This window comes from Mesorhizobium sp. (assembly GCF_004963255.1).
Taxonomy (GTDB): Bacteria; Pseudomonadota; Alphaproteobacteria; order Rhizobiales; family Rhizobiaceae; genus Mesorhizobium.
The window spans coordinates 1-24,483 of sequence record NZ_SUGA01000032.1 but is presented as its reverse complement, the minus strand read 5'-3'; the positions used below and the strand labels follow the sequence as shown (position 1 = coordinate 24,483).

Below are 24,483 nucleotides of genomic sequence, written 5' to 3'. Positions count from 1 at the left end.
ATCAAAAGCCGGCGCTGCCCCCGCTCCGTCGCGGCTTCGCCGCGCCACCTCTCCCCACTTGCGTGGGCCGAGGAAAGAGCGCTTCACGAAACCACACCGAAACCATGATTTGCGATGCCGCTTTGGCCGCAACCGGAGGTCGAGTAGCTTCCGGCCGATCCGGAGCCGACATGCGACCCCTGCCAGAACTGCTTTTTCTCTGCGCGCTGCTCTCGGCCTGCTCCGGCTCCAGCGGCGACTGGCGCGCCGATGCGATCGCTTCGGCGGAAGCCAGGATGCGTGGCCTGGTCAATAATCCGGAGGCAACCTTCTCCCATGTCGATCTCACCGGCGACAGCGCGACCGGACAGACCTGCGGCGTCGTCATAAGCAAGGTCGGCATCTTCACCAAGCAAACGCGCTTCATCGTCTACATCGACGGCGCCGGGCCCTATGTCGAACCGGGCCTCGGCTCGCCCATGTCGCAGGCCGACTTCGACTGGGCCTGGAAGAACGACTGCGTCAACGAAGGGTACAAGGGCTGACCTTTTCCTCGCCCCGCGCGAAGCGGGGGGAGAGGTGGCCGCGCAGCGGCCGGAAAGGGGCCTTCGTAGAGCGCTTGGCGAATGGCCTCCCGTCCCTGGTCAAAGCCGGCGCCATCCCCTCTCCGTCGCGGCTTCGCCGCGCCACCTCTCCCCGCTCTCGCGGGGCGAGGAACTGGAGTTGCCATGTCCCGCCACGTCACCTTCATGACCATCGACGATGCCGGGCATTATTCGCCTGAGCAGCGCGCCGAAATCATCGCCGCCTATCCCGAGCATGAACGCGAGGCCCGCGCGAAAGGCATTCCGGTGCTGGGCTCGGGCCGCATTTTCCCGGTGGCGGAGGAGTTGATCGCCTGCGAGCCGTTCAAATTGCCGCGCTGGTGGCCGCGGGTCGGCGCGCTCGATTTCGGCTGGGACCATCCTTCCGCCGCGGTCGAGCTTGCCTGGGATACCGAGGCCGATGTCGTCTATGTGACCAAGGCGCACCGCGCCTCCCAGCAGACGCCCGCCATGCAGGCGCTGGCGCTGAAGGCCTGGGGCGAATGGCTGCCCTTCGCCTGGCCGCGCGACGGCCGCCGCGAGACGCTGGAAGGCGCCGGCGTGGCGCTGGCGAAGCAATATGCCGCGCATGGGCTGAACATGCTGACCGGCCACGCCCGTTTCGCCGACGGCTCCGTCTCGGTCGAGGCCGGCCTGATGGACATGCTCGACCGCATGCAGTCCGGCCGCTTCAAGGCGTTTTCGACCTTGGCCGCCTGGTTCGAGGAATTCCGCCTCTACCATCGCAAGAACGGCCAGGTGGTGAAGCTGCGCGACGATTTGATGGCCGCCACGCGCTACGGCGTGATGATGCTGAGGGATGCGGTGGTCGATCCGGCGGAGTTCAAGGCGGCGCGGCGTCCGGCGGGGCAAAGCGACCCGCTGGGAGCTTTCAGGTGAGCGAACTCTGCGTCACTAGGATGGCAGCAGTCATTAAATGCACCGTTGACACAAGGTGGCCGATTCAGCGTATTGTTCTGTAGGTTAGGGCGCTTAGCGCGTGTTTCCAGTCTACAACATCAGCGACTTCGTTTCTCAGCGTCCGGAGAGTCTCGGCACAAAAGAGAAGACTTGGGTGCTTCCCAGCGAGGGCCACGAGTTGGTTCGGCGGCCGCACCTCTTTAAGATAGGTCGGCCCAATACTGGAGAAAATTGGGCGGAAAAAGTGTCCTTTGAGCTTTGCAAGCTGCTGGGCATTCCATGCGCTTCGTATGATTTCGCTCGTATCGGTGACGTAAAAGGAGTTGTGTCTGAGCGTTTCATGCCAGATGCGGCACAGTTCATTCCGGGTAACATGCTGCTTGCGCGAGTAGTAGACGGTTACGATGGGAACAAAAGGTTTCAACAGATCGACTACAAGATCGGCCATGTGCTGAACCTGATAAAACGGCTTCGAGGACTTCGAAAGCCGGTGGGATGGGAAGAGGAACTCAAGAATTTGTCGGCCACGGAGGTATTTGTAGGCTACCTTTTATTTGATGCATTGATCGGAAACACCGACAGACATCATGAGAACTGGGGCGTAGTTGTAAATGTCGAAAAGGAAAATATTTCCGTTCATCTAGCGCCGAGTTTTGATCATGCGTCGTCCCTCGGTAGAAATGAGCCTGCTGAGAAGCGGTCAATGAGACTTACTACCAAAGATCACCGTGCGACGGTTGAGGCTTATGCGGAGCGCGGTAAGTCCGCCTTCTTCGGTAGCAATACGCCTGGCACCCTGCACCTCTGTGAGTTGGTCGACGAATTGGTCAAAGTGTACCCCGAGGCTACTCAGTTTTGGGCGACCCGCATCGGCGAGCTTTCTGAGGAGGCGTTCAGCAAGGTCTTTGGACAGATTGGCGAAGAATGGATTGACGAAGGGGCAGCCCGTTTCGCGATTCGTATGTTGTGTGCCAATCAGGCAATGATTTTGGGAGCCACAAATGTCTAATCGTATTTTCGTGGCGTGGCAGGATGACGCTACTCGCAAATGGCATACAATTGGGCGGTTGACTAAAGAGAAAGACGCATACTACTTTGTTTTTACGAAGGGCGTAAAATATCTAAGAACAATTCCTTTTGATCTTTTCCGTATGGATCCAAAATTTCAATATCGGTTTGAAGAATTAATTCCTCTGTTTACAAACAGAATCCCTTCTCGGAGCAGGGGGGATTTTGAAAAGATGGCGCATTGGCTCAACGTTCGCGAAATGGGGAACGAATTCGAGCTGTTGTCGAAATTTGGATTAATTCCAGGAACAGATTCAATTTTGATGTACCCCGAACCGGCCGTCGCGGACGGCCGCTATGAACTCGAATTCTTTGTCCATGCCATGCGACATATGCACAAAGACGTCTTGGATTGGTCAAAGAAGTTGGAGATTGGCGGAAGGTTGTTGCCTCTGCTGGATGTCCAAAACCCTGTGGACCCTTGTGCTGTGGCCCTTCGTGGCGAAGATGACACGATCTTGGTCGGGTACATCCCAACGTTTTATGCCGAGGACATTAAGCGTCTTCTCATCGACAAGAAGTCTTGCGCCAGTGCGAGGATCAAGGTGGTTCGAACCAATCAAGACGCACCAATTCAGCTTCGGCTGCTGTGCCGATTTGAATCGGTGGTTCCTAGCGGTTTTCAGGTTATGCAATCAGAAGTCCATCAACCCTTTGTGGAGTTTGAAAAGGCTAGATAAAAGTCTGCTTCTTGAGATTGTTTCTAGCCGATCCTCGCTGTTGGTGGCCAAACCAGAAAGTGTCGGTTTTCGACAATGGGTGCGTGATGCCAAATCCATTGTTCCGGCATCCTATTGAATCTCTCCTACATCACCGCCAATCTGCACCTTGGCGACCGCAGGCCGGCCACTGGTCGCCGGGGCTCTTGGCGCTCACTTCGCAAGTGTGATGCGGCAAACCAATATGACAGACTGAGAGTTGCTGCTCAGCAGGTGGCTATCTGCCCAATCTACGCGATCTTCGGCAAACGAAAAAAGGCGGCTTTCTGGGCCGCCTTGGAAGGCAAACAGTCCAAACCTATCCCTTCGGCGGATAGGGATCATTGCCATATGTCCACTCAGTCCGGAACTGATTGTTCGTTCCTTGCACAAGAACTTGGGCGTCGGTGCCCTTCTTTCCAGTGCTATGAGCCGCATCGACGGCTGCTTTTATCGCGAGTGCTTGGGTGGCGTACGGGCCATAGTGCTTCCCGTCCAAAGTAACCTTCCATTCATTTTCGTGGAGGACAACAAAGTATTGAACCCGTGCCATAGCGGCAGCTCCTTGGGTGATTCGGGATACGAACTATACCGGAGCAGACACCATGAGTCTTCCCCAGGGGAAAGTTATCACCTATCCGCCTGAGTTACTGCCACACGCTGATGGTGACGCCGACGTATGGGTGTGCATCAAGCAACACGATTGTTCGTCGATTGGCCCTTGCAGGTCGTGCCGCCTTGCAGCTTCAATCGACACCAACCGTGGGCCGTCCAACTAGTCTGAGTGCCATCATCGTCGGCTTCGTCGACTCGACATCCGTGCGATTCTGAATATCTCTGAATGCCCATTCGCGTCGTCCCCGCCACGCCGGCGGGACCTCTCCAACATTGCCGCTAATCTGCGCCCCGGAGATCGGGCGGAGATCGACTGTCTGTTTCGACCATTGGTCGCCCGCTATGCAGGCGGTGGCGCTGAAGGCTTGGGGCGAATGGCTGCCCTTCGCCTGGCCGCGCGACGGCCGGCGCGAGACGCTGGAAGGCGCCGGCGTGGCGCTGGCGAAGCAATATGCCGCGCCTGGGCTGAACATGCTGACCGGCCACGCCCGTTTCGCCGACGGCTCCGTCTCGGTCGAGGCCGGCCTAATGGACATGCTCGACCGCATGCAGTCCGGCCGCTTCAAGGTGTTTTCGACCTTAGCCGCCTGGTTCGAGGAATTCCGCCTCTACCATCGCAAGAACGGCCAGGTGGTGAAGCTGCGCGACGATCTCATGGCCGCGACGCGCTACGGCGTGATGATGCTGCGCGAGGCGATCGTCGATCCGGCGGAGTTCAAGGCGGCGCGGCGCCAGGTGGGCAGAGCGATCCGCTGGGAGCTTTCAGGTGAGATGGTGAAGGCGACAAGGCGGAACTCGCGCGGTAAAGTTCATCGAGCTTGGGGCAGACCGCATGAACTTCTTGACGATTTTCCGCTCTATCAAGATGGCGATCACTGGCAAGGTCATCCAACGGATCGACACGCCAATTATGGACCGCCAATGCACGATTTCCCTGCGTTTGAAGCGCGATAGCCAAGGCCGCAAATACGTAGTGCTGGCAGGCATGGCCAGTGGCAACTACCAGTACTATCCAATGAAACTGGAAGAGTTCAAACAGCTGACCGACGCGGCCATCGCCATACAATCTGCGGCGGCCGCCGAATAGCGTGTTCGGCGAGCCGAGCAGGGCACCTCGCACTCATCCCAGAGTTACAAGGGTCAAAACAATGGATCGTAAGATCGGCGACGGAACGCTCCTGGATAGCGCCGACGACCAGACCGAAGGCACCGGCGAGAATGCCGGCGCCAGCGACCAGTCCGCCGATCTCGCGCCGCTCTATGACAGGGTGAAACAGGCGCTGGCGAAGGACCGGCCGGTCGATGCCCTGACGGACAAGGATCGGCCGCTCGCCGCCGTGCTTGCCGATCTCACGCCGGGCTCCGCCGGCGCTCTTGCCCGGCGTGCGCGCGCCGCCAATGTCTCCCAGCTGGTCGGCGCGCGCGCCAATATCTCTCTGGCCTTTCAGAACGCCCCGAAGGCTTTTGCGGACACCGGCAGCTATGCCGGCGTGATGCCCAAGCCCGAGGACTTCGCCTATGTCTTCGGCGTCGAGGAAGGCCGCCGGCAACTGGCGAAGTTCGACCAGAGCGTGGGGACGGGCAAGCAGGCCTTCGACATGCGTGTCATGCCGGCCCGGGACATAAACAGCCAGCTGCTGGACGCAGCCGTCGGCGCGGCGAATTCGCCGGAGGGCCAGTCGCGCTACCGGATAACCGCCGCTGCCGCCCAACACGTGCTGGAAGCCAGGCAGAACGATCCTGCCGGCGAGGCCGTCAAGGCGTTTCCGCAGGCGAACGAGGCCTGGCGCGCCGCGGCGGCCCAGGGCTGGCGCGACCCCGCCGCGGTCCGGAACGCGCTGGCCCTCACCATCGCCACGCAGCGCTATCTCGGCATCGAGAACGCTGAGCCCGTGCCGCGATCGGTGCTGAAAGAGCTCGGCGGAATGCCGCCGCAAGACATGTGGGCCGGGATGAACGGCCTGCTTTCCGGAACGACGGATCCGGTCGTCAAGGCGGCGGTCAAGCAGCAGTTTGCCGAGGCTGGATTGCTTGGCGGGCAGACGCAGAAGGTAACCCCGCTTGGGCAGGATGATTTCGACAAGCGCTTTGGGTTGCCCTCAAAGGCACCCTTTGAGAGCCAGGATGCGTCGCCTTCGACGCGGGCGCCTGCGCAATCCTCCGAGACCCTTGCGGCTGGTGACTCTCCGGTCGCTGCCGACAGTGGTTCCCTGGTATCCGCGTCCGGGCTTGCCAATGACAATTTTGATGCGCCGGTTGAACTGACGCAGGTGCTGCCGGAGCAGATAGATCCGCCGCCAGAGCGTCCGGGCGTTCCTTCTGGAACATCTGACCCGGCGTCCCAATCCGCGGACGACAATTCCAATTTGCGGGTTGACTTGAAGGAGGTCCCATCAGAACAGATGAAGCCGCCGCCAGGGAGTCCGAAGGCTCCTTCTATCGATTTCAGCAAAAAGCTACCGCAGTCGAAAAATCTCTTGAAGGATGGTTTGGGAACAGCACCACAAATATTTCAGTTTTGCCGGAAGACGTCCAGGCGAGGGCTAAATCCTACACAAAAATTCTGGGAAAAAGTTTCGGCAATGGCCAATGCGTCGCGTTGACAAAGGAAGTGGGAGGTATGGCCGGTATTCCTGCCTCAACATGGAAAAAGGGAGAGAGAGTACAAGGAAATGGTAAGATTTTACCCGGGACTCCCATCGCCACGTTCAACGGTGATTGGGGTGACGGAAAGGGCAAAATTCATTATGGACCAAAGGGCCAATCTGGGGGGGTAAGCGGATTTAGTCACACCGGAATTTACCTCGGTCAAAATGAATCGGGGATCTTCATTTTGGATCAATGGAAGCGTCGGAACGCAAACATAACCTTCCGGCCCTGGGAGGGTGCAGGTCAGGGCCTTGAGAGTGGCGCTTATTACTACATTATTGAAAGGTAGAGCAGATTTTTATCGTCGTCCCTGGGGGCGTCTATCTGCGAATCTATGACGATCATCTATCTTTACCGAACGACCGAGCGATACGCTGAGCGATCGGTTCGAATATCGCTTTATCTTTCTTGCTCCAGGTCATATCGAAACAGGTTATGATATCGGTGGCGTGCTTCCGACACATGCCATAGTAGATGAGAGCACCGTATGCGCGCGTACCGGAAACCGCGCCGATGGACGCATTATCGGAAGTATAAGTAACTTTATCGCCAGGGTGGTTACGTTCGTAATAATCTTTCGTTTGGTCTTCATAGTTTTCAGTATCGTCGACGAGCATGCGCGCGATATACCCGAATGGAGTTATCGTTCCGCTTCCTTCATATTGACGAAAATGGGTATCCGGATAATTTTTGGGTGTAAACGTAAGTCCTTCGGAGAAGGAAGACAGAGGTTCGACCTTCCCGTCGGCAAAGAACGAGGGAATCTCGATCTGGCTTCCGCCAGTCGTGGAAACGATCCATTTGATCGGCTCCTCTGCCATCGCAAAGGGCGATGACGCTGCTAAAAGGCCAAGTGCAAAAACAAGTGCTTTCATGGTGTTATCCCCCGGCGACATTCGGAAAACGACATCGGCGCCCCGAGCCAATCGACATCTTCACCGCCAAACATTAAGGCTATGCACCCATAGCGTGTGGCGGTTGGCGATTCAATCTTGGGGGCTGGCGTGGCAAAAATAACAAAGCTGTTGGATATCGTTGGACGGTGGACGGTTGTCAGATTTTGACGAGGACGACACAATTTATGCAGCAGAGCCTTGGACCGAAGATTCCGCCGCAACGCTGAACGCCATGGCGCCCAAGCTGCAGGCCATCTATGGCGGCAATGGACGATGGGAAGATGCTATCGCCAAGGCTCTCCACATGCCCGACACGATGCCGGATGCAATCCGCGATATGTGGAGGAAGAATCTCAAAATCGCCCACGACAACAAGGTGACGCTCACGCCTCAGCAATTTGCTGAGATGTTCGTCGACAACAACTTCGCCGGTTGATCGGTCTTTCTCTGATGCGATTTTTTAAAATATGGCCGAACGTGGCTGGTGGGGTCGGCAAAGGCACAGTTTTCGATTCGAGTGTCCATCCGCCAATCGTGAGCAAGCTACACTATGTGGTAGAGGGCTGGTTCGGGGATGTGATTGTTACGACGTTCCCTTGCTTCCTCGTCACTGAAGAGACCCAGCGCGCGCTGCAGAAGATGGGCTTTTCAGGCGCGACGTTCGCAGACGCCGAGGTGACAACCTCGGAAGAATGTCAAGAAGATCAACCCGGCCTGGACCTGCCACATTTCGTTTGGTTGAAAGTGAATGGGAGAGCGGGTCAAGACGACTTCGGGATCGCGGTACCCTTCCACCTCATCATCTCGGAACGCGTTCTTGATCTGCTTGAATCGCTGGGCATTCCGTTCGCGATAGTCGAGCCTTACGATGATCGGTAGGTTGGGCGTTTCAAATGTGAGGATGGCTACAAGATCGCGCGGCTTTGAGGAGTTCCCGCGCCCCCCACGACCGTAGGCGCCTAAACAGGGGGGGGCTGGCTTGCAATTATAGATTGCATAGGATGCTGCGGCACCACTGAGGTGTGGAGCCGTTGACGAGGCGATTTCGGACGTCGGTGATTTCGCTCCGGAATGGGAGGGCCAGTGAAATATTTCTATTTGGAACCGGAAGTCTCGGGCGGGCTTGGCGATGATGCCATTATGGACACAAGCGTCCATCCTCCTATCGTGACACGTCTGCACTATGAATTCGACGGGTGGCTGGATGATGTGATGGTTGCGTCGTTCCCGTGCTGTCTCGTCACTGAATACCTAAAAGCGAAATTTCTTACGGCTGGCTTTTCGGGAGCGACCTCCGACAAGGTCAAAGTAACCACGTCCGAATTGTTCGAGGAGATGCAGCCGGACGTGGAGTTGCCGCCATTCGTTTGGCTGAAAGTGGATGGGAGGGCGGGCCACGACGATTTCGGGCTAGCCGAGGACCACCGGCATGTTGTCTCCGAGCGTGTGCTCGATGCCCTGAGGCCATTGGGCATCTCCCATGCTTTAATCGAACCTTTCTGAGGTTCAGCTTGCAGGTTGATCGGTCTTCCTCTGATGCAATACTTTAAAATACGGCCGCACCCGGCTGGCGGGGTTGGCAAAGGCACGGTTCTCGACTCGAGCGTTCATCCACCGATCGTAACCAAGCTCCACTACGAGGTGAACGCATGGTTCGGGGACGTGATTGTTGCGACGTTTCCCTGTTTCCTTGTTACTGAAGAAGCCCAGCGCGCGTTGGAGAAGATGGGCTTTTCAGGCGCAACGTTTGCCGACGCCGAGGTGACGACCTCGGAAGAATTTCAGGAAGATCAACCCGGCGTGGTGCTGCCGCGTTTCGTTTGGTTGAAAGTGCATGGAAAGGCGGGTCAGGACGACTTCGGGATCGCAGTGCCCTTCCGCCTCGTCATTTCAGAACGCGCTTTTGATCTGCTTGATTCGTTGGGCATTTTCGTTGCGATAGTCGAACCCTACGATGAGGAATAGCATCGGAATTGCGGTGAGGACGCATTCATTTTCTGAACGCGATTCCACTTGTTGAAGTCCGCAACGTTTCCGTTCGATCGAGCGGAAAATCACGCACTGTCACCGTAGTTTGAAGCTTGCGCCGCCGGCGCCTTTATTCCGCAACGCCGGCCTTCCCGCCTCCCTGAAATCCCCGATCCGACAGCCCCGTAGCGGCAGCCGGCGCGGCGCGCGCTGGCCATGCCGCCGGCGGCGCCTCCGCGCGCCTGGAAGCACCCCATGGTCCACATCATTCCGCTCTTCACCGATCAGCGCCGCCCCGATCCCCGCGATGCGGCGCCCGGCGCTGCGCCGGCCGGCCCGCTCGATCCCTACTGGCAGGAGGTTGCCGCTCACTACGAACGGCGCATGGCGCGGCAGCAGGCCTTCGACACCGAGATCGCGGCGCACAGGCTGGATGGCGAGATCGCGAGCGCAGAGGCCGATGTCGCGGCCAACGCGCCGGCCGACGGCGAGGGCCTGCACCACGCCACGTATGGCGAGGTCGATCCGCATAGCGGGCGCGTCTTGCTCGAAGGCCGGTTCGACACGCTGTTCGACAATTTCCTGAAGCAGGCGCCGCCCGAACTGCGCGCCGGCCTCGCCAGCCGCAAGCCGGCCCTGCGGGAGGCAGGCTCGGTGCGCATGGCGATGCAGCAGCTGCAGCGTCGCGCCCAGTATGAGCAGGACCATCTCGCGGCGGCCCAGGCCGAAGAGCTCGACAGCATCGCGAAGAGCGACCCCGACGACCACGCCGCCTTCGAGGCCGCCCGTCAGGCCGGCATCGACCTCATCGGCAAGATGAACCTCGATCCTGAAAGCCGGCTGCAGGCCGAAGCCGCTTGGCGCGATCGCGCGGCGACGACGCGGATCGAGGCGCTGATCGCGCGGGATCCCAAGCGCGCGTTGGAAATGCTGGGCGCCGCAGGGGTGACCCGCGATGACCAGCCTTTAAGCCTGTCCGATAGGATCAACCGAAATATGCCAACCTATGGCAACTACGGCGGTCGTGGCTGGACCGGCGGGACATGGGGTGGCGGTTTTGACGTGCCGCCCTTTGATATTCAGAACGGGTTTTACAAACAGCATGACGCGGACTACCATGACGCGAAAACGCCGGGCGATACAATTTTAGCGGATAGGAAACTTGCAGCATCATTGAAGTCATATCTCGACAATGAGGATTACGCCACGGATCCAGCCTTGAAGACCGACGAGGAGCGCAGGGACGCATCCAAATACGCTCGACTGGCGCTCAGGGCTTTCCGGATTAAGATTGCCGGCGATTTGGCGCTCCATCCGTTGAGCGCGGCGGAGATTTCTGGCCGAGATGAAGCGCAAAGGGCTTACGACGACGTGCAAGCGGCTGTTGGAAGGGCGCGGTTTGAAAGCGGCATGTCATTCGGCAATTGGTAGTCGCGATCCGGAATGAGATCAGAGCCTTCATTTTGCCTCCGGTTTTGACTTGGAGCCGGCGTTAAGGGGTAGTCGATGGGGTTTTACTTTCTTGGCTCTATCTCATTTGTCTTCGCAATATTTTTGGCATTTGTTGGCGTAATCTGCAGTGATCGCTGGCCGAAAATTGGTCGATACACTATTTATATATCGGCTTTTCTGAGTTTGCCGGGCTTCTTCGTTATTTGGGATTTTGCAGTATACAGAATTGTCTGGATTTTCCATTGAATGGACTTATATATACTGCTGAAGTCGGAGATGTTAAGGTGGATGTTTTAATATTCTTACTGGGAGTTCCCAGTTTTGCATTCGCCATGTTCCTGTTGGCGAAGGGCGTCAAGTCGCAACAGCTTACGCCGCTCCGGCGAGCCCTTGTTCTTTTTGGCGCAGCCGCGTTCAGTGTTCCCGGATTTATGTCTTTGTATATGGTGTTTGTAATTATCCGACTGACGCCAGCCTGATGGCGAACAGAAGGCAGAGGGCCCGGGTCCTCATCGCAAATCCCATATCGAGTCCGCCTGACGCTCCGGCGCCGCGAATGCGTGCCTGGAAGCGCTGATCGCGCAGGACCCCAGGCGCCTCCGCCGGGCGCGATCGTCAGGCGAGGCAAGGTCTTGCCAGGCCGGCGAACATTTTCAAGCAACAAGAGGTCAGGACAATGGAGCGCAACGCTGGCAGCGGCATCGCCCTCGATCACGCCGAGGACCAAACCGAAGGCACAGGCGAGAATGCCGGCGCCAGCGACCAGTCTGCCGAGCTCGCGCCGCTCTATGACAGGGTGGAACAGGCGCTGCGTAGACATAGTCGATCGGGCGCTTGTTGGTCCCATCAATTACTTTGTATTGAGAAAACTCGACACCATACTCTTTCGAGTCAAAAATTAAGCCGACCTTTCCGCCTCCCTTAAGCAACCTGGTATTGCCGTCGGCTATGAAGACGGGGATCTCGACCGTGGTTCCCCCGTGGCGGGAAAATGTCCATTTGATCGGCTCTTCGGCCGCGGCAAGCGGCGCGGGCAACATCAAGCCAAGCGCAAGGACGAGTGCTTTCATGGTGTTCTCCCCCGGCGACATTCGCGAAAACGGCATCGGCGCCCCGAGCCAGTCGACATCTTCATTGCCAAACATTAAGGCTATGCACCCATAGCGTGTAGCGTTTGGCGATTCAATCTGGGGAGGGCGATGTGGCAAAAATAACGAAGCTGTTGGACATCGTTGGACGGCTGTCAGACTTTGACGAGGACGACACAATTTATGCAGCGGAGCCTTGGACCGAAGATTCCGCTGCGATGGTTGCGCCCGAGCCCAGCATTGGTGCCGGCGAAGGCTGCCAAGGCAGGCCTAAAATATTTCATCGAGGTGTTCATCGCGATCGAATTCACCGAGGCCTGGATTGCGTCCCAGGAGGAAAAGCCGAGCCAATCGGCCATCTGCCAACGGCTCATCGAATACGCCACCAATGATGCATGAGGAAACAAGATGTCGACCGACAGGCGGTATGAAGGCAAGCCGCTGCTTAGACTGCTCGAATTCTATGTGCTCAAGGCTATCGGAGAACTCGCTCGAGAGTCCGAAGAGTCCCTAAACGCCATGGCTCCCAAGCTGCAGGCCATCTATGGCGGCGATGGACGGTGGGAAGATGCGATCGCCAAGGCTCTCCGCATGCCCGACACCATGCCGGAGGCAATCCGCGATATGTGGAAGAAGAATCTCAAAATCGCCCACGACAACAAGGTGACGCTCACGCCCCAGCAATTTGCGGAAATGTTTGTGGACAACAACTTTGCCGGTTGAGATTACGGGACGGGAGCCTAATTCTCTGGGCTGCCAACGATGCGTTGTCATCGGGCGCATCTCATTTATCTTCTGATATTATGATGAAGATTTCTCCGATTTGCGCCCTTCGTCTGTACGCCAAATCATCGGCGACGGACTGGTAAAATATCATGCTAACGCGATTTTCAGTTTTGGAAAATTCCATACTGTGCTTACCATTCGGAAAAGTGCAGCATGGAAGGGAGGTTACATCATAGTCCGTCATAGAAAAATTGTATGATTTTCCGTAGTCACCGACGCTGAGTTCGAACGATTTTCCAAATCGGATATCGCAATAATACCTTCTGCTGCACCGTGAATTTCCACTGAAATATTGCCCGTCGTTCATCCGGACAACAAATCGAACCGAATATTTTTCGCCCTTCACCTCGGAAGGATATCCCGGCATTGTCGGCAGAGTGGCCAAAACAGCAAGCGTGAGACAAAGGAATCGACTGAATAAAAAGGGTCGTCGAATCCGATTCATCAAAGAATGTCTGTCAACCACGGGGCGTTCCTTATGACCCACGACGGATAATTCGCCCATCAGAAACGAAAATGATTTCGACAAAGATGTGGTGGAAGAGCTCTACGGGAAAAATAATGTTCCAGTACGCCGAGGCGTATCACTGGCACATCAATCGTAGGCCAATTCCGAGACGTACGCCGAGGCCAGGGGCGTCAGAGTTTCTACACCATACGTCGCTGGCACGCCTCGCTGCTGACCGGCGGGAGTCTGCCCATGCCCATCCGCATTGTCCCCGCCACGCTGCGGGACCTCTCCTATATCGCCGCGAACCTGCGCCCGGAGGACCGGGCCGAGATCGACTGCCAGCTCGACCATTGGTCGCCGGCGCTCTTGGCGCTGACCGCACTTCAGGGCTTTGCCTATGTCGCCGAGCTCGACGGCAATCCGGAGGCCGGTTTTGGCGCGGCCGAGCAGCGCGCCGGCCTGTGGATCGCCTGGAGCTGGGGCACGCGCCGCATGAGGCGCTGCGTGCCCGAGATCACCCGCTTCTTCCACGCGGTGCTGGGGCCGCAGGTCGCGGCGCGGGGCGCATGGCGGGTCGAGGCGAGGGCGCTTGCCGACAATGAACTTGCCTTGCGCTGGCTGGACAGGCTCGGCGCTACCCAACGCTGCCGCCTGCCGGGCTATGGCAGGAACGGCGAAGACTTCTTCCTCCATGACTGGACAAGGGAAAGCTGGAACCATGTGTCTCTTTCAAAAGCCCCCGGAACTGAAGCCGCTGCCGCCGGTGCCGACCGCGCAGGACAAGGATGTGCAGGCGCGGGAAGACGCGCTGCGCGCTGAGCTCGAGCAGCGCCAGGGCACGCTCTCCACCATCAAGACCGATCTTGCGCCGAGCGATGTCTCCGGACAGCGCCGCGTGCTGCTCGGAGTGTGACGCCATGACCGCGATGAAACGCAGCTTCCGTCGGCGCGTGCTGGACTGGTGGTACTGGCGGCGGCATGCGCGGCTGGTGAAAAAACGGGCGGACTGAGGCCAACCTTGCCGCGAGCGGAGGAGGGGAGTGCCGAAACCGGGTTGACATTGAGACTCCCCTGGTCATGCTGCATTGCAGCATGGAGAGAGCATGACCGAGTCATCGCGCATCGAATGCCTGGATGGCCTTCGCGCCGCCGCCGCATTGTGGGTGCTGGTCGGCCACTGCCTGCTCCTGACCGGCTGGCATCTCCCGGTGCTTGGCGACCCGGCACTCGGCGTCGATCTCTTCATCATGCTTTCCGGCTTCCTGATGGTGTTCCACTATCAACTGCGCCAGGACAAGGAGCCCTGGCAAAGGCCTGAAACCTGGCTCAAATTCTGGACGCGGCGCTATTTCCGCATCGCGCCGCTGTTCTACGCCATGCTGTTCTTCGCACTGGCGCTCGGCCCGTATGTTTACGAGTCGCGAACAGTCATCGACGCATTCGTGGGCCGCGCGCCGCAGGCGCCTGAGCGGTACCTCGACAGCGGCCTGAAGAACATTGTCGCCCACCTGACCTTCCTGTTCGGCCTCTCCCCGAACTTCGCCTACCGGACCCCGCTGCCCGACTGGAGCCTCGGGCTGGAAATGCAGTTTTACGCGGTCTTCCCGGCGCTCATGCTTCTGGTGCGCCGTTTCGGCTGGGTCGGGAGCGCGCTAGTCGTTGTGGCGCTCGGCGCCCTGGCGGTGGTGGCCCTGAAGTCGATGTCGGTCCATTTCCCGATGCCGTCCTTCCTGCCGCTGAAGATCCAGGTTTTCTTGTGCGGCATGCTTCTGGCGGGCGTCCTGGGCAAGGATCAGCCGCGGCCCCTGGTGCATCTGGCCCTGGCCATGGCGTTCGCGGCGATCCCCTTCGGCGACGGCCACGGCCTTTCGAAGTTCCTGATACGCGAAGCGCTTGTGCTTGGGTTCTTTGCCCTCGTCCTCTATCGGATGCTGCCCGGCGCGGCGGGCGCCGCGGCGCGAAAAGTCGCCATCGCATTGGGCGGAGGCATCTTTCATGTGCTCGGCGAACTGTCCTACAGCATCTATCTGATCCATCTTCTGGTGCTGCAGCCCGTCGCGGCCTTCGTGATTACCCGTTATGGCGACGGCCTCGGCGCGCCGCTGCGCTTCGCCATCGTGCTGGCGGTCGTGCTGCCGGTGGTTTGTCTTCTGTCCTTCGTGACCTACAGGCTCATCGAGATGCCTGGGCAGCAACTCGGACGCGTGGTGTTGCGCCGGTTTGCACGCAAGAAGCCAGCGCTTGAGCCAAGTACCGTCGGGTAGCAGCAAAGCCGCAATCGCCGGCCCGCCGAGCCAATGTGCGGCAGACCCCGGCTTGCCTAAAACTGCGTCACTTCCTCGCGTGCGCGCCGCAGCGAAAGCAGATGCCGCAGCAGCGTCCGCACATTCTTGTCGTAGACGTAGTGCGCGAACGCGGCAACCGCGATGACGAGAATGGATGTTCCCACGACGAATGGCAGGCCGTGCTGGTTCCGCAAGGTTCCGGTGACGGATTCGTCGAGGATGTTCACGATCCTGATCAGCGGCGTGTGAAGCGCATAGATGGCGTAGGAGATATTGCCGGAGAACAGGGCGATCGCACGCCAGAAGCCCGAGAGCCGCAAGCGGGAAGCCATGAGAACAAGCCAGGGCCAGACCAGCACTATAATCGCCAGATCGTACAATTGCGCATTTTCGGCGGGCCGGAAGATCATCAGTCCCGCGCAAAGCGCCAGCAGGATGGGCATGTAAAGATTGCCATCCCGGCTGTCTCCGGTCGCATATCGCCGCAGGTAAACCCCGAGGAAGAAGGAAAAGGCGATCCGGGCGGGGGCCGCGATCGTGCCGTCCCAATGGGCGCCGCCGCCCAGGCTGACGCCGTCCCACGCCATCAGCGCCAGCGCCAGGAAAGCAAGGCTGAAGATAGCGGCCAGCGAGCGGCGAGCGAGCCTCAGGGCCAGCGCGGCGAAAACCGCGTTGGCGACAAGTTCATAGAAAAGCGACCATGCCGGACCGTTCAGCGGAAAAAGCAAATCTGGACCGACTGAAAGCGACGGCGGCGTCGGCAGGAAAAGCAGGGAAAACGCAAGGCTCGCAAGCAAATCCAGCCGCGAATACGAGCTTAGCCCGTGCATCGCGATGGTCGCTCCCACGCAGGCCACGGCAATGCCGATGCCGGCGAAATATAACGGGTAGAGCCTGACGATGCGGGCCTCCGCGAATTCCCGGAAAGACATGCCTTTTCGGAACTTCTCGTCATAGGCGTGGGCGATCACGAAGCCGCTCAGCAGAAAGAACAGATCGACGGCGAGAAAGCCTGACGGCGCCAAATCAAGATGCGGCGCCGTAAGCTCACGGAAGTGACCAAGCATCACCAGAACGGCAGCGATGCCTCGCAAACCGTGCAAGGCGTCGAAGTGGGTCGTCTCGGGTCTCAGATCCGCTCTCCGGCCATCGTGACCCCACCGCCGTTACCCAAACCCATCTACGCATTGATTGTTGCGTCGCACAAGAACCTTTTGCGGTGCACGCGACCGATATGCATCCACCAGTGTCCCATGGCCCTCGTGAAAGGCACAACATGACCGACTCCCGCGCCCGCGATATCCTGTCGCGACAGGCCGAACTCGAGACCGAACGCGCCACTTACGAGCCCGTCTGGGAGGCGGTGGCGGAGTTCTGCGATCCGGATGCGCCCGACATCTGGTCGGGCCGCCGCACCAGCCGCTCGGACAGCCAGGCCGAGCGGCAGGAGCGCCGCGGTTCGCGCGTCTACGCCAACACCATCAACAGCGCCGCCAACCGTCTTGCGGCTGGTCTGGAAAGCCTGATCATCCCGCAGTCCGAAAAATGGCATGGGCTGACCACGGCCGAGATGAACGACGAGGAAACCGACGAGGAGAAGGAATGGGCCGAGGCCTTGCGCGATTTCCTGTTCGCGCTGCGCTATTCCGCCAACTCCAACTTCGTGCCGGCGACGCAGGCCTGTCTGCGCAACGTCGTCCGCTACGGCCCGGCCTATCTCTATGCCGAGGAAGGGTTCGGCGGCACGCTGATCCGCTACGCCTCGATCCCCGTGGTCGAGGGCTATCTGTCGCGCAACCGCTGGGGCCAGGTCGACATTTTCCACCGCCGCTACGAGCGCACGGCGCGCCAGGCGGCGCAATTGCTCGGCTATGAAAAGCTGCCGGCGCGCATCAAGGCGCTGGTCGACGACCCGGCCAAATGCGAGGAGAAGATCTCGCTGATCCAATGCGTGCAGCCGCGCGACGAGCGCCGCATGTACCGCAAGGGCGGTTTCTACCAGTATCTCGACCAGGCCTTCGCCTCTTACCACGTCATTGAGGACGAGGAGGAGATCGTGCGCGAGTCCGGCTTCCGCACCTTCCCGGTCTCGACCTTCAACTGGCGCCGCTACGAGGGCGACGCCTACGGCATCTCGCCGGCCATCGAGGCGCTGACCACGGTGCGCGAGGAGAACGCCGTGCGCCGCTCCGGCTTGCGCGCGCTGCAGCAGATCACCGATCCGCCGAGGGCCTCCAAGGCCAGGCTCGATTATGTGCCGGTGCTCAATCCCGGCGAGAATTATCCTGGCCTGATCGACGACAATGGCCGGCCGCTGATCCAGCCGATCGCCACCGGCCAGAACCCGAGCTATGCCTTCGACTATGCGGCGAGCCGGGCGGAGGAGATCCGCGACATGATGTTCGTCAACCTTTTCCAGACGCTGGTGCAGAACCCGCAGATGACCGCGACCGAGGCGCTGATCCGCCAGGAGGAGAAGGGCGCGCTGCTCGGTCCCTCCGGCTCGATCATCCAGGCCGGCTTTGCCGCCAATCTCGATCGCGAGCTGTCGATCCTCGAGGACAAAGGCCTCTACGACCAGGACAGCCGCTTCCGCCCGCCGGAAAGCCTCGCCGGCAAGGCGGTGCGGCCGACCTTCACCGGCCCGCTCGACGTGCTGCGCCGCTCGGCCGAGGCCCGCGACACCATCCAGGTGGTGACCACCGCCATGCAGATGGCGCAGTTCGATCCCGGCATCATGGACAATATCGACGGCGACGAGGCGATCCGCGTCGTGCAGAGCGCCGGCCGCAGCCCGCAGCGCATTTTCCGGCGCAAGGACGAGGTGGAAGGGATGCGCGGCGCGCGCGCCCAGGCACAGCAGGCGCAGGCCGGCATGGCGGCGATCGCCACCGCCGGCAAGGTGGCCAAGGACGCGGTGCCGGCCGCCGTGCAGGCGCGAGACAGCGGCCTGCTCGACAGCCTTCAGGCGATGATGCAGGGCGCCCAAGGCGGGGCAGGCGGCGGCGCTGCCGGTTCGGCCGGCGCGACGCAAGGCGCGATGCCCGGCGGGCAGGGCGCCGTGCCTGACTCCCAGGGCGGCCCCGTGGGCGGCGCCGCCAATGGTGCCGCATGAGCCGCAAACGCTTCGCCCGTCCCTCCGACGCCGGCGGCCCGCTCGCCGCGCGCGAGGCGCTGACCAAGGCCTATCGCCGCGTCTTTTCCGGCGAGGATGGCGAGCTTGTGCTGGCCGACCTCACCGCCACGACAGGCTACTACCGCCGCCCCTCCTACGGCGACTGGCTGGCCCGAACGAAGACGCCCGACGGCTTCGAGCTGCACAGCGCGCTGAGCAATGCCCGCGCCGAAGTCGTGCAGCACATCATGGGGTTCCTGACGCTGGAAGACGCCGACCTCGCGGCGCTGGAAAAAGCGGCGCGCGCCGAGGAGAGATAACGCCTCTCCTTCTCCCCCTGTGGGGTCTGAAGGACGGGGCGAGGCCCGTGGCTCGCCCCCGGGCGGTGGATCGGCGCGCCAGCGCCGAGACGGATGAGGGGTGCTGGAAGAAACGAGGCGTCGCCAAACTTGGCTCCCGCCTCACAAGGGGATGAGTGGCCGCCAAGCTGGAGCACCCCTCATCCGGCCGCTTCGCGGCCACCTTCTCCCACAAGGGGAGAAGGGGACGCAGGCGCTCTCGCCGCACTCCTTTCGCCATCCGCGCCCCCCGCCGAACCTTCACCATCCGCACCGCCGAACTGGCCGCCACCCTCTGGCGGCCCGCCGCTGCGCGCATCCCCCAAAACCGCCGGCCAGGAAACAGCCCAATGGTCCACATCATCCCCCTGTTCGTCGGCGAGCGCCGGCTCGATACCGGCAATGCGGTGCAATATCCGGACTCCTCGCCGGTCGGCGAGGCGATGCAGCAGTTCGGCGACCGGTGGCAAGCCGCCGCCGAGCGCTACGAGCAGCGCAAGGCGCAGCAAGAGGCCTTCGACACCGAGATCGCCGCGCGCCGGCTGAACGGCGAGCTCGCCCAGGCCGAGGCCGATGCGGTGGCCAACGCGCCCGCCGACGGCGCCGGCCTGCACGATGCCATGTATGGCCAGGTCGATCCGTACACCGGCCAGGTTGTGAAGACCGGCGTGTTCGACGCGCTGTTCGGCAATTTCCTGAAACAGCTGCCGCCCGAGCTGCGCGCCGGTCTTGCCGCGCGCAAGGAGGCGCTTCGCGCCGTAGGCGGTCGGCGCATGGCGGCGCAGCAAAATCAGCGGCGCAAGCAATATGAGCAGGATCAGGCGGCGGAGGTTCACACCGCCGTGCTCAGCAACATCGCGCAGAGCGACCCGAACGACACCACCGCCTTCGACGCCTCCCGCCAGGCCGGCCTCGATCTCATCGCCAAGATGGACCTTGACCCGCGAGCCAAGGCGCTGGCCGAAGCCGACTGGCTCGCCCGTACGGCGAAAGAGCGCCTGCAAGCGCTGATCGCGCTGGACCCGCGCCGCGCCGCCGAGCTGCTCAGCGCCGGCCCGGTGGCGAGCGATGGCATGGGCGAGACGGTGAGGGCGCAGCTTGGTGCTGTGGCTCGGGATGAAAAAGCTGCGGCAACCGGCCAAAAAACGCCGGACGAGATGGTGGCGCAAGCGTTCGGCGAACGCCCGTCGCCGGACAGCGACACAGCCATACCTCTCGATGCCATCACCTATCTGAAACCCGGCGACATTGCCGCGCTGAAAACTCAGGCCAACAACGCCACCGCGGTCCAGATGATCGGCGCGAATGCGCGGGTCATGCTTGCCGAGCAGAGCGCGCCGTCCGTCATCGCGGCCACCGGCAAATATCCTGAGGAAGAACCAACCGCTCAGGACTTCGTCCAGGTCTACGGCGCCGACCTGGGCCCAGAACGATTCAAACTATTCCGGGTCAACACCGGCATCGGCAAAGCCTACTCCGACATGCATGCGGCGTCGAACCAGGCGATCAGTGCCGAGCTCCTACACTGCAGGCCTGGACCCGGCGGCTCGCTGGAAGCGCGCAAACGCTACGAAGTCAAGGCCGGCGCCGCTCAGTTGATCATGGCCGCCCGCGCCGCCGATCCAGTCGCGTACGCCAGTGGGGTGTTTCGCGGCGATGCTCCAGACTGGAGCAAGGTCAAAACGCCGGAGGAATTACAAGCGGCCGTTGTGTGGGCGAGAGCTGCCCAGCTGCGGTTGGGTTTCAGCACGGTTTTGGCTGTCCCGCAGGAGTTCTCGGACGACCTTGGCGCAAGATATGTCGATGACAGCGTGCCGCTGCAGCCGCGCATCATCGAGCTGAGTGACAAACTCAAGGCTCTGCGTGACCCGGAGACGCGCTTCGCCTTCGCCGGACAGGTTTTCCAGTCCGCTTTGGCACGCCTGCGCCAAAAGGCGTCGGACGATCCAAAGATCACTCCCGCGGAGTTGGAAGCCCAGGGAAAAGCGCTGCAGGCAAATCTGATCGAGATGGCTGCGCATCCGGCGCGCGTGCGGTTCGATGCCGGCTCATGGTGGCAAAAGCCATTTGTGGCGGCGAACGACACTGTCAGGCTCATGGCCAACGGCGCGACTTTCGGTCAGGCGGACACGATCGCCGCCGGCTTGAATGCGATCTTCTCGGACAAGAGCTACGCCGAACTGCGGGCAGCCGAACAAGCCGAAACCGAAGACGCCGAGGATCGTGCCGGCTCGGCTGCCATAGGCGCAAACCTGCTCGGCGCTTTCCTCACCGGCCAAGGCTTTCAGAAAGCCGGCCTTACCTTCACGGGCAGGCTGGGAGCTGAAACCCTTGAAGGTTTCCCCGGCTTCCTGGCGAGAAGCACCACCGCGGCTGCCGACGGGGCCGTGTTCGGCGGCGTCGATGCTGCGCTCAACGGCCGGGACATCGTGCGCGAAATGGGCGCTGGAGCGATCCTGGGCACTGGCGCAAATGCGCTCGCCGAGGGGATCGGCGCGATTGGTCGGCGGGTGGTGGCGAGAATTGCCGACCGGCCCGCCGATGCAAAGTCGTCTTTCGGCACGGATGTTAAAATAGACGGGGCATCGCCCTATCTGGCCGATCCTAGAACGAACGAGAATTCCGCCATCCCACGGGACGCGGGCGAGGCCTCGATTGGTTCTGAAGGCGCAACCAACGGCTCCGATCGTCCCGACTTACATCTGTTTTACATGCCGCATTGGACAGCGGCACAACGACTTGCGGCAGATCTAAAGGTCGCGGCTCTAAACGCGGTTGAGAAGATAGTCACTCCGTCGGTTCGTGCTCCGACGTCGGCCAGTGCCAGGTACAAAGCAGAAGGCAATGAAGTGCCTATCGGCCACGACGTGGATCATGTACACGATTTGCAATTGGGAGGTGCGGAGGCGACGCATAACATGGCTCCGCTGGATTCAAGCGTGAACCGTAGCTTGGGTCCCCAGATATATCATCGGATAAAGCATCTGCCTCACGGGACGAGAATTGGCAAGGTAACGATCGGAGATCGGTGATGTTTCCAAAGTTTCGACAAAGCTTTTCTCCGGACGCAGGCCGCAAGCCTGATTCTGTGAGCATCGACACTGGTGTGCCAAGCCTGAATGAGCTGCTTTCCAGTTTCAGTGGCGTGTCGTTCAATCACGGCCTTTACCGCATCGTCCGTGCCCAGGATTTGGCCGCGTGGAGCAGCAGAATAGTCGTGGGCTTCCCTGCATTCGCCGGGCGCATTACCTGTTTTGGATACGATTGGTTGGGCAGGACATTCGCCATTGACACCAAACGAACCGAGGATGGGGAGCCTGGTGTCGTGATGTTCGAGCCAGGGACCGGCGAGGCGCTTCAGATTCCGGCCAATATCCGCACTTTTCATGAAATCGAATTGGATGAGTACCAGGATGCCGCCTTGGCCTCGAATTTTTACGCGACGTGGCGCGGGAATGGTGGCGCCGAACCTGCCTACGACCAATGCATCGGCTACAAGGTGCCGCTCTTCCTGGGCGGCAAAGACGATAGTGCAAATCTGGAACTGACAGATCTGGAAGTTTATTGGCACATTACGGCTCAGCTCATCGCGAAAGCGAGGGGTTTGCCTCCAGGGACGCGGATAAACGTCAAAGGCGGGTGACCTCGAGAAGCCCAGGGCAGCCTACCGTTTGGTTGGGTAAGCTTGCGTGCAATTATAAGTGCATATATGTAAGGAGTTGCAATCACAGATTGTTAGGGCGGAAGGTGAAGGGCGAAGAACGGCCATTTTCGCCTTTGATTCTATCGAGTGAACCGCAGTTCGGAACTGCGGCGTGTTCATAATTAGACAGGGGGATTACATGGGGGCGGATTATGGCGCGATGCTGCTCGGGGCACTGGTTCCGACATTTTTGCTGAGCCGCTTGTTGCTGTGGATCACAAAGCGCTGGAATGGCGGCATGCCTCGCCTGTTGCTGGTGCATATCATTTGCGCGGCGCTCGCCGTTGTCGCGTCCGCTTACGGCTACTCGCATGACGGGGCGCCGGATTGGTCTCACAGCCGGTATACGTCGGTGCTCAGTTGATCTGGTTGGTCGTGGATTTTGTTCGCGACCGTCGCCAAAGCCGGACTGCGAGCTGACGGCGCTTAGACCCGTTGAGAATCTCATATGCTTTGATTGAGCCCTTAGCTGATGGACAATTTTGCAAAGCCAGACCTAGGCAGCGTCAAGCGCTTGCCCCCTGCCGACGTTAGCACGGGCGACGATGATCTCGATTCTGCCCGCGTCGAGGCCCGTCAGTATCTCGAATTCTACAACTGGGTCCTATCCATCAAAGGCGAATATTTTGGATATGGCGCCGAAGAAATTATCTACATCTTCCTTTTCGAGATAGAGCCTGGTCGTCCAGAGGTGAACCGATGGACATGGGTGATCGTCGGCGACGTGCCGCCGACATATATCCCTGCTGATGACGCCGCCACGCCTTTCGAAGCTCTTGATGGCTACATTGGTGCCTTGGAGGAATGGGTCGAGGCGGCTCGGCAAGGAAAGTCGGTGGCGAAGTTAATACCGGTCAACGTCGATGCAACGCCCGCCAATGCGGAAATGCTGGCCGGTCGCCTCAAATTCCTCGACGAAAGGATTTTGCCGGAGCTCAAAGGCAATTGAGTGATGTCGGCCGTCTTGGCTGGGGTCAGTTTCGATTTGGCGAGGGTAGCAGTGAGATATACCTTAACCGAGGGGCAGTTTGATCCGCCAGCTGAGCCCGAAGTCGTCGATGGACTGTCTGCACGCTTGGGAGTCGAGCTACCCAAGGACTACACCGACTTCCTCAGAGAGCATAATGGCGGCGAGGGTTTTGTCCACGACAACTACGTTGTTTTCTTTAAGGCCGAAGAATTGGCGGACTTCAATCGAGAGTATGAAGTCGAAAAATATGCGCCAGGTATCTTCTTGTTTGGATCGAACGGAGGAGGTGAAGGATATGGCTTTGATACTCAGGATCCAAATATGTCAATCGTACGCGTTCCGTTCGTAGGCATGAACAGGAAGTTAGCTTTGAAAACGGCGCGTAACATAGCTGACCTATTTTCTCGATTGGCGGAATGAAAATGAGCGACAAAAACGGACACTCGCGCCGCAAGGGCATGGAGCTGTTTGAGATTACACCCGTCATCGTTGGTGGGGATCCAGTCAGCCTGGAGAATAAAATCTGGGTGACCAGGCAAGAGCATTTTGAATTGGTACGCTTTTGGAATCGAACTATCGGGGATTTGCGCAAAGCGGCGCGAGCGGAGAAGTAGGCGGCGTTGAGGCTTCCGATGTCCTCACCAAGCTGATTTATCAGCCGCAGGCGTCGCAATTACGGTGGCAATGCACTATTTCGCTTTGGCGATACGCCTCAGCCCTTAAGTGGCTGCGAAAATTTAACATAAAACGCGGGCCTGCACTTACATGGAACGCCTCCCGACCTGGAGGGATATCGACCCGGCAATTTTAGCATTGAACTGCCAACCGATTACTACCCAACTGAGCCATGAGCAGATCAATAGTAAGCGGTGTTTCCTGACCACCTTTCGGGAGTGGTCGCGATCTGTGAGGTTGCC

Annotated in this window: 29 protein-coding genes; 26 read left to right on the top strand and 3 right to left on the bottom strand. The window is 59.8% G+C overall.

Annotation, left to right across the window (positions count from 1 at the left end):
• The first annotated feature begins 170 nt into the window (after nt 1–170).
• From E5X34_RS25390 to E5X34_RS25375, 4 genes are all read left to right on the top strand, one after another.
• Nucleotides 171–524, top strand: a complete 354-nt coding sequence (locus E5X34_RS25390) for a hypothetical protein (RefSeq protein WP_292570467.1) — start codon at nt 171–173, stop codon at nt 522–524.
• A gap of 183 nt (nt 525–707) precedes the next feature.
• Nucleotides 708–1,463 carry a terminase family protein gene (locus E5X34_RS25385; RefSeq protein WP_292570465.1) on the top strand — a complete coding sequence of 252 codons (756 nt, stop codon included), beginning with the start codon at nt 708–710 and terminating at the stop codon, nt 1,461–1,463.
• Between the two features lie 100 nt (nt 1,464–1,563).
• Entirely contained in the window at nt 1,564–2,493 is a 930-nt protein-coding gene (locus E5X34_RS25380) for a HipA domain-containing protein (protein WP_292570460.1), read from the top strand.
• The gene (locus tag E5X34_RS25375) at nt 2,486–3,232 is read left to right on the top strand and encodes an HIRAN domain-containing protein (RefSeq protein WP_292570458.1); all 747 of its coding nucleotides are present in this window, start codon (nt 2,486–2,488) and stop codon (nt 3,230–3,232) included. The genes E5X34_RS25380 and E5X34_RS25375 overlap by 8 nt, the downstream gene beginning before the upstream one ends.
• A 337-nt stretch (nt 3,233–3,569) precedes the next feature.
• Here E5X34_RS25375 and E5X34_RS25370 read toward each other — a convergent pair whose 3' ends face one another.
• Complete coding sequence (locus E5X34_RS25370) at nt 3,570–3,803, bottom strand: DUF2188 domain-containing protein (RefSeq protein WP_292570456.1); 234 nt, start codon at nt 3,801–3,803, stop codon at nt 3,570–3,572.
• Between the two features lie 404 nt (nt 3,804–4,207).
• On the opposite strand from E5X34_RS25370, the gene E5X34_RS25365 reads away from it, so the two are divergent.
• The 4 genes from E5X34_RS25365 (at nt 4,208) to E5X34_RS25350 (ending at nt 6,803) form a co-directional block, all read left to right on the top strand.
• Nucleotides 4,208–4,819, top strand: a complete 612-nt coding sequence (locus tag E5X34_RS25365; RefSeq protein WP_292570454.1) for a hypothetical protein — start codon at nt 4,208–4,210, stop codon at nt 4,817–4,819.
• Entirely contained in the window at nt 4,806–4,952 is a 147-nt protein-coding gene (locus E5X34_RS25360) for a hypothetical protein (RefSeq protein WP_292570451.1), read from the top strand. Before E5X34_RS25365 ends, E5X34_RS25360 begins: the two co-directional genes overlap by 14 nt.
• Before the next feature lie 61 nt (nt 4,953–5,013).
• Nucleotides 5,014–6,468 (top strand): hypothetical protein, encoded by a 1,455-nt coding sequence (locus tag E5X34_RS25355; RefSeq protein ID WP_292570449.1) that lies wholly within the window; start codon nt 5,014–5,016, stop codon nt 6,466–6,468.
• A gap of 17 nt (nt 6,469–6,485) precedes the next feature.
• Complete coding sequence (locus tag E5X34_RS25350; RefSeq protein ID WP_292570446.1) at nt 6,486–6,803, top strand: BPSL0067 family protein; 318 nt, start codon at nt 6,486–6,488, stop codon at nt 6,801–6,803.
• Nucleotides 6,804–6,855: 52 nt separating this feature from the next.
• Here the strand turns inward: E5X34_RS25350 and E5X34_RS25345 are convergent, their stop codons facing one another.
• Nucleotides 6,856–7,389 carry a hypothetical protein gene (locus E5X34_RS25345; RefSeq protein WP_292570444.1) on the bottom strand — a complete coding sequence of 178 codons (534 nt, stop codon included), beginning with the start codon at nt 7,387–7,389 and terminating at the stop codon, nt 6,856–6,858.
• A 175-nt stretch (nt 7,390–7,564) separates the two neighbouring features.
• On the opposite strand from E5X34_RS25345, the gene E5X34_RS25340 reads away from it, so the two are divergent.
• From E5X34_RS25340 to E5X34_RS25295, 10 genes are all read left to right on the top strand, one after another.
• Nucleotides 7,565–7,846 (top strand): hypothetical protein, encoded by a 282-nt coding sequence (locus E5X34_RS25340; RefSeq protein WP_292570442.1) that lies wholly within the window; start codon nt 7,565–7,567, stop codon nt 7,844–7,846.
• Between the two features lie 14 nt (nt 7,847–7,860).
• On the top strand, nt 7,861–8,289 hold the full coding sequence (locus E5X34_RS25335) for a hypothetical protein (RefSeq protein WP_292570440.1): 429 nt from the start codon (nt 7,861–7,863) through the stop codon (nt 8,287–8,289).
• Nucleotides 8,290–8,493: 204 nt separating this feature from the next.
• Nucleotides 8,494–8,913: a hypothetical protein gene (locus tag E5X34_RS25330; protein WP_292570438.1), complete on the top strand. Its 420-nt coding sequence runs from the start codon at nt 8,494–8,496 to the stop codon at nt 8,911–8,913.
• Between the two features lie 33 nt (nt 8,914–8,946).
• A complete protein-coding gene (locus E5X34_RS25325; RefSeq protein ID WP_292570436.1) occupies nt 8,947–9,375 on the top strand; it encodes a hypothetical protein in 429 nt (142 codons plus the stop codon).
• 219 nt (nt 9,376–9,594) lie between these two features.
• Nucleotides 9,595–10,809: a hypothetical protein gene (locus tag E5X34_RS25320; RefSeq protein ID WP_292570434.1), complete on the top strand. Its 1,215-nt coding sequence runs from the start codon at nt 9,595–9,597 to the stop codon at nt 10,807–10,809.
• Between the two features lie 1,292 nt (nt 10,810–12,101).
• Nucleotides 12,102–12,317 carry a hypothetical protein gene (locus E5X34_RS25315; RefSeq protein WP_292570432.1) on the top strand — a complete coding sequence of 72 codons (216 nt, stop codon included), beginning with the start codon at nt 12,102–12,104 and terminating at the stop codon, nt 12,315–12,317.
• 9 nt (nt 12,318–12,326) lie between these two features.
• A complete protein-coding gene (locus tag E5X34_RS25310; protein WP_292570430.1) occupies nt 12,327–12,641 on the top strand; it encodes a hypothetical protein in 315 nt (104 codons plus the stop codon).
• 763 nt (nt 12,642–13,404) lie between these two features.
• On the top strand, nt 13,405–13,974 hold the full coding sequence (locus tag E5X34_RS25305) for a hypothetical protein (RefSeq protein WP_292570427.1): 570 nt from the start codon (nt 13,405–13,407) through the stop codon (nt 13,972–13,974).
• Entirely contained in the window at nt 13,943–14,068 is a 126-nt protein-coding gene (locus E5X34_RS25300; protein WP_292570424.1) for a hypothetical protein, read from the top strand. The genes E5X34_RS25305 and E5X34_RS25300 overlap by 32 nt, the downstream gene beginning before the upstream one ends.
• Before the next feature lie 190 nt (nt 14,069–14,258).
• Nucleotides 14,259–15,419, top strand: coding sequence for an acyltransferase (locus E5X34_RS25295; protein WP_292570422.1), 1,161 nt, complete (start codon nt 14,259–14,261; stop codon nt 15,417–15,419).
• Between the two features lie 56 nt (nt 15,420–15,475).
• Here E5X34_RS25295 and E5X34_RS25290 read toward each other — a convergent pair whose 3' ends face one another.
• Entirely contained in the window at nt 15,476–16,534 is a 1,059-nt protein-coding gene (locus E5X34_RS25290) for an acyltransferase (RefSeq protein ID WP_292570418.1), read from the bottom strand.
• A 182-nt stretch (nt 16,535–16,716) separates the two neighbouring features.
• On the opposite strand from E5X34_RS25290, the gene E5X34_RS25285 reads away from it, so the two are divergent.
• The 8 genes from E5X34_RS25285 to E5X34_RS25250 all read left to right on the top strand — a co-directional run bounded on the left by E5X34_RS25285 (nt 16,717) and on the right by E5X34_RS25250 (nt 24,180).
• The gene (locus tag E5X34_RS25285; protein WP_292570415.1) at nt 16,717–18,555 is read left to right on the top strand and encodes a portal protein; all 1,839 of its coding nucleotides are present in this window, start codon (nt 16,717–16,719) and stop codon (nt 18,553–18,555) included.
• Complete coding sequence (locus tag E5X34_RS25280; protein ID WP_292570413.1) at nt 18,552–18,875, top strand: hypothetical protein; 324 nt, start codon at nt 18,552–18,554, stop codon at nt 18,873–18,875. The genes E5X34_RS25285 and E5X34_RS25280 overlap by 4 nt, the downstream gene beginning before the upstream one ends.
• Nucleotides 18,876–19,243: 368 nt before the next feature.
• Entirely contained in the window at nt 19,244–21,925 is a 2,682-nt protein-coding gene (locus E5X34_RS25275) for a hypothetical protein (RefSeq protein WP_292570410.1), read from the top strand.
• Nucleotides 21,925–22,536: a T6SS immunity protein Tdi1 domain-containing protein gene (locus E5X34_RS25270; protein ID WP_292570407.1), complete on the top strand. Its 612-nt coding sequence runs from the start codon at nt 21,925–21,927 to the stop codon at nt 22,534–22,536. Before E5X34_RS25275 ends, E5X34_RS25270 begins: the two co-directional genes overlap by 1 nt.
• A 199-nt stretch (nt 22,537–22,735) precedes the next feature.
• Nucleotides 22,736–22,960 carry a hypothetical protein gene (locus tag E5X34_RS25265; RefSeq protein ID WP_292570404.1) on the top strand — a complete coding sequence of 75 codons (225 nt, stop codon included), beginning with the start codon at nt 22,736–22,738 and terminating at the stop codon, nt 22,958–22,960.
• 108 nt (nt 22,961–23,068) lie between these two features.
• Nucleotides 23,069–23,545 (top strand): hypothetical protein, encoded by a 477-nt coding sequence (locus E5X34_RS25260; RefSeq protein WP_292570402.1) that lies wholly within the window; start codon nt 23,069–23,071, stop codon nt 23,543–23,545.
• Nucleotides 23,546–23,548: 3 nt separating this feature from the next.
• Nucleotides 23,549–23,986, top strand: a complete 438-nt coding sequence (locus E5X34_RS25255; RefSeq protein ID WP_292570399.1) for an SMI1/KNR4 family protein — start codon at nt 23,549–23,551, stop codon at nt 23,984–23,986.
• A 2-nt stretch (nt 23,987–23,988) separates the two neighbouring features.
• Nucleotides 23,989–24,180: a hypothetical protein gene (locus E5X34_RS25250; RefSeq protein ID WP_292570395.1), complete on the top strand. Its 192-nt coding sequence runs from the start codon at nt 23,989–23,991 to the stop codon at nt 24,178–24,180.
• Nucleotides 24,181–24,483 lie beyond the last annotated feature (303 nt).

Bases quoted from the DNA above. Each gene is read 5' to 3' on its own strand.
- E5X34_RS25390 (WP_292570467.1), top strand. From the start codon at position 171: ATGCGACCCCTGCCAGAACTGCTTTTTCTCTGCGCGCTGCTCTCGGCC.
- E5X34_RS25385 (WP_292570465.1), top strand. From the start codon at position 708: ATGTCCCGCCACGTCACCTTCATGACCATCGACGATGCCGGGCATTAT.
- E5X34_RS25375 (WP_292570458.1), top strand. From the start codon at position 2,486: ATGTCTAATCGTATTTTCGTGGCGTGGCAGGATGACGCTACTCGCAAA.
- E5X34_RS25370 (WP_292570456.1), bottom strand. From the start codon at position 3,803: ATGGCACGGGTTCAATACTTTGTTGTCCTCCACGAAAATGAATGGAAG.
- E5X34_RS25365 (WP_292570454.1), top strand. From the start codon at position 4,208: ATGCAGGCGGTGGCGCTGAAGGCTTGGGGCGAATGGCTGCCCTTCGCC.
- E5X34_RS25355 (WP_292570449.1), top strand. From the start codon at position 5,014: ATGGATCGTAAGATCGGCGACGGAACGCTCCTGGATAGCGCCGACGAC.
- E5X34_RS25350 (WP_292570446.1), top strand. From the start codon at position 6,486: ATGGCCGGTATTCCTGCCTCAACATGGAAAAAGGGAGAGAGAGTACAA.
- E5X34_RS25345 (WP_292570444.1), bottom strand. From the start codon at position 7,389: ATGAAAGCACTTGTTTTTGCACTTGGCCTTTTAGCAGCGTCATCGCCC.
- E5X34_RS25335 (WP_292570440.1), top strand. From the start codon at position 7,861: ATGCGATTTTTTAAAATATGGCCGAACGTGGCTGGTGGGGTCGGCAAA.
- E5X34_RS25325 (WP_292570436.1), top strand. From the start codon at position 8,947: ATGCAATACTTTAAAATACGGCCGCACCCGGCTGGCGGGGTTGGCAAA.
- E5X34_RS25320 (WP_292570434.1), top strand. From the start codon at position 9,595: ATGCCGCCGGCGGCGCCTCCGCGCGCCTGGAAGCACCCCATGGTCCAC.
- E5X34_RS25315 (WP_292570432.1), top strand. From the start codon at position 12,102: ATGCAGCGGAGCCTTGGACCGAAGATTCCGCTGCGATGGTTGCGCCCG.
- E5X34_RS25310 (WP_292570430.1), top strand. From the start codon at position 12,327: ATGTCGACCGACAGGCGGTATGAAGGCAAGCCGCTGCTTAGACTGCTC.
- E5X34_RS25305 (WP_292570427.1), top strand. From the start codon at position 13,405: ATGCCCATCCGCATTGTCCCCGCCACGCTGCGGGACCTCTCCTATATC.
- E5X34_RS25295 (WP_292570422.1), top strand. From the start codon at position 14,259: ATGACCGAGTCATCGCGCATCGAATGCCTGGATGGCCTTCGCGCCGCC.
- E5X34_RS25285 (WP_292570415.1), top strand. From the start codon at position 16,717: ATGACCGACTCCCGCGCCCGCGATATCCTGTCGCGACAGGCCGAACTC.
- E5X34_RS25280 (WP_292570413.1), top strand. From the start codon at position 18,552: ATGAGCCGCAAACGCTTCGCCCGTCCCTCCGACGCCGGCGGCCCGCTC.
- E5X34_RS25275 (WP_292570410.1), top strand. From the start codon at position 19,244: ATGGTCCACATCATCCCCCTGTTCGTCGGCGAGCGCCGGCTCGATACC.
- E5X34_RS25270 (WP_292570407.1), top strand. From the start codon at position 21,925: ATGTTTCCAAAGTTTCGACAAAGCTTTTCTCCGGACGCAGGCCGCAAG.
- E5X34_RS25265 (WP_292570404.1), top strand. From the start codon at position 22,736: ATGGGGGCGGATTATGGCGCGATGCTGCTCGGGGCACTGGTTCCGACA.
- E5X34_RS25260 (WP_292570402.1), top strand. From the start codon at position 23,069: ATGGACAATTTTGCAAAGCCAGACCTAGGCAGCGTCAAGCGCTTGCCC.
- E5X34_RS25255 (WP_292570399.1), top strand. From the start codon at position 23,549: ATGTCGGCCGTCTTGGCTGGGGTCAGTTTCGATTTGGCGAGGGTAGCA.
- E5X34_RS25250 (WP_292570395.1), top strand. From the start codon at position 23,989: ATGAGCGACAAAAACGGACACTCGCGCCGCAAGGGCATGGAGCTGTTT.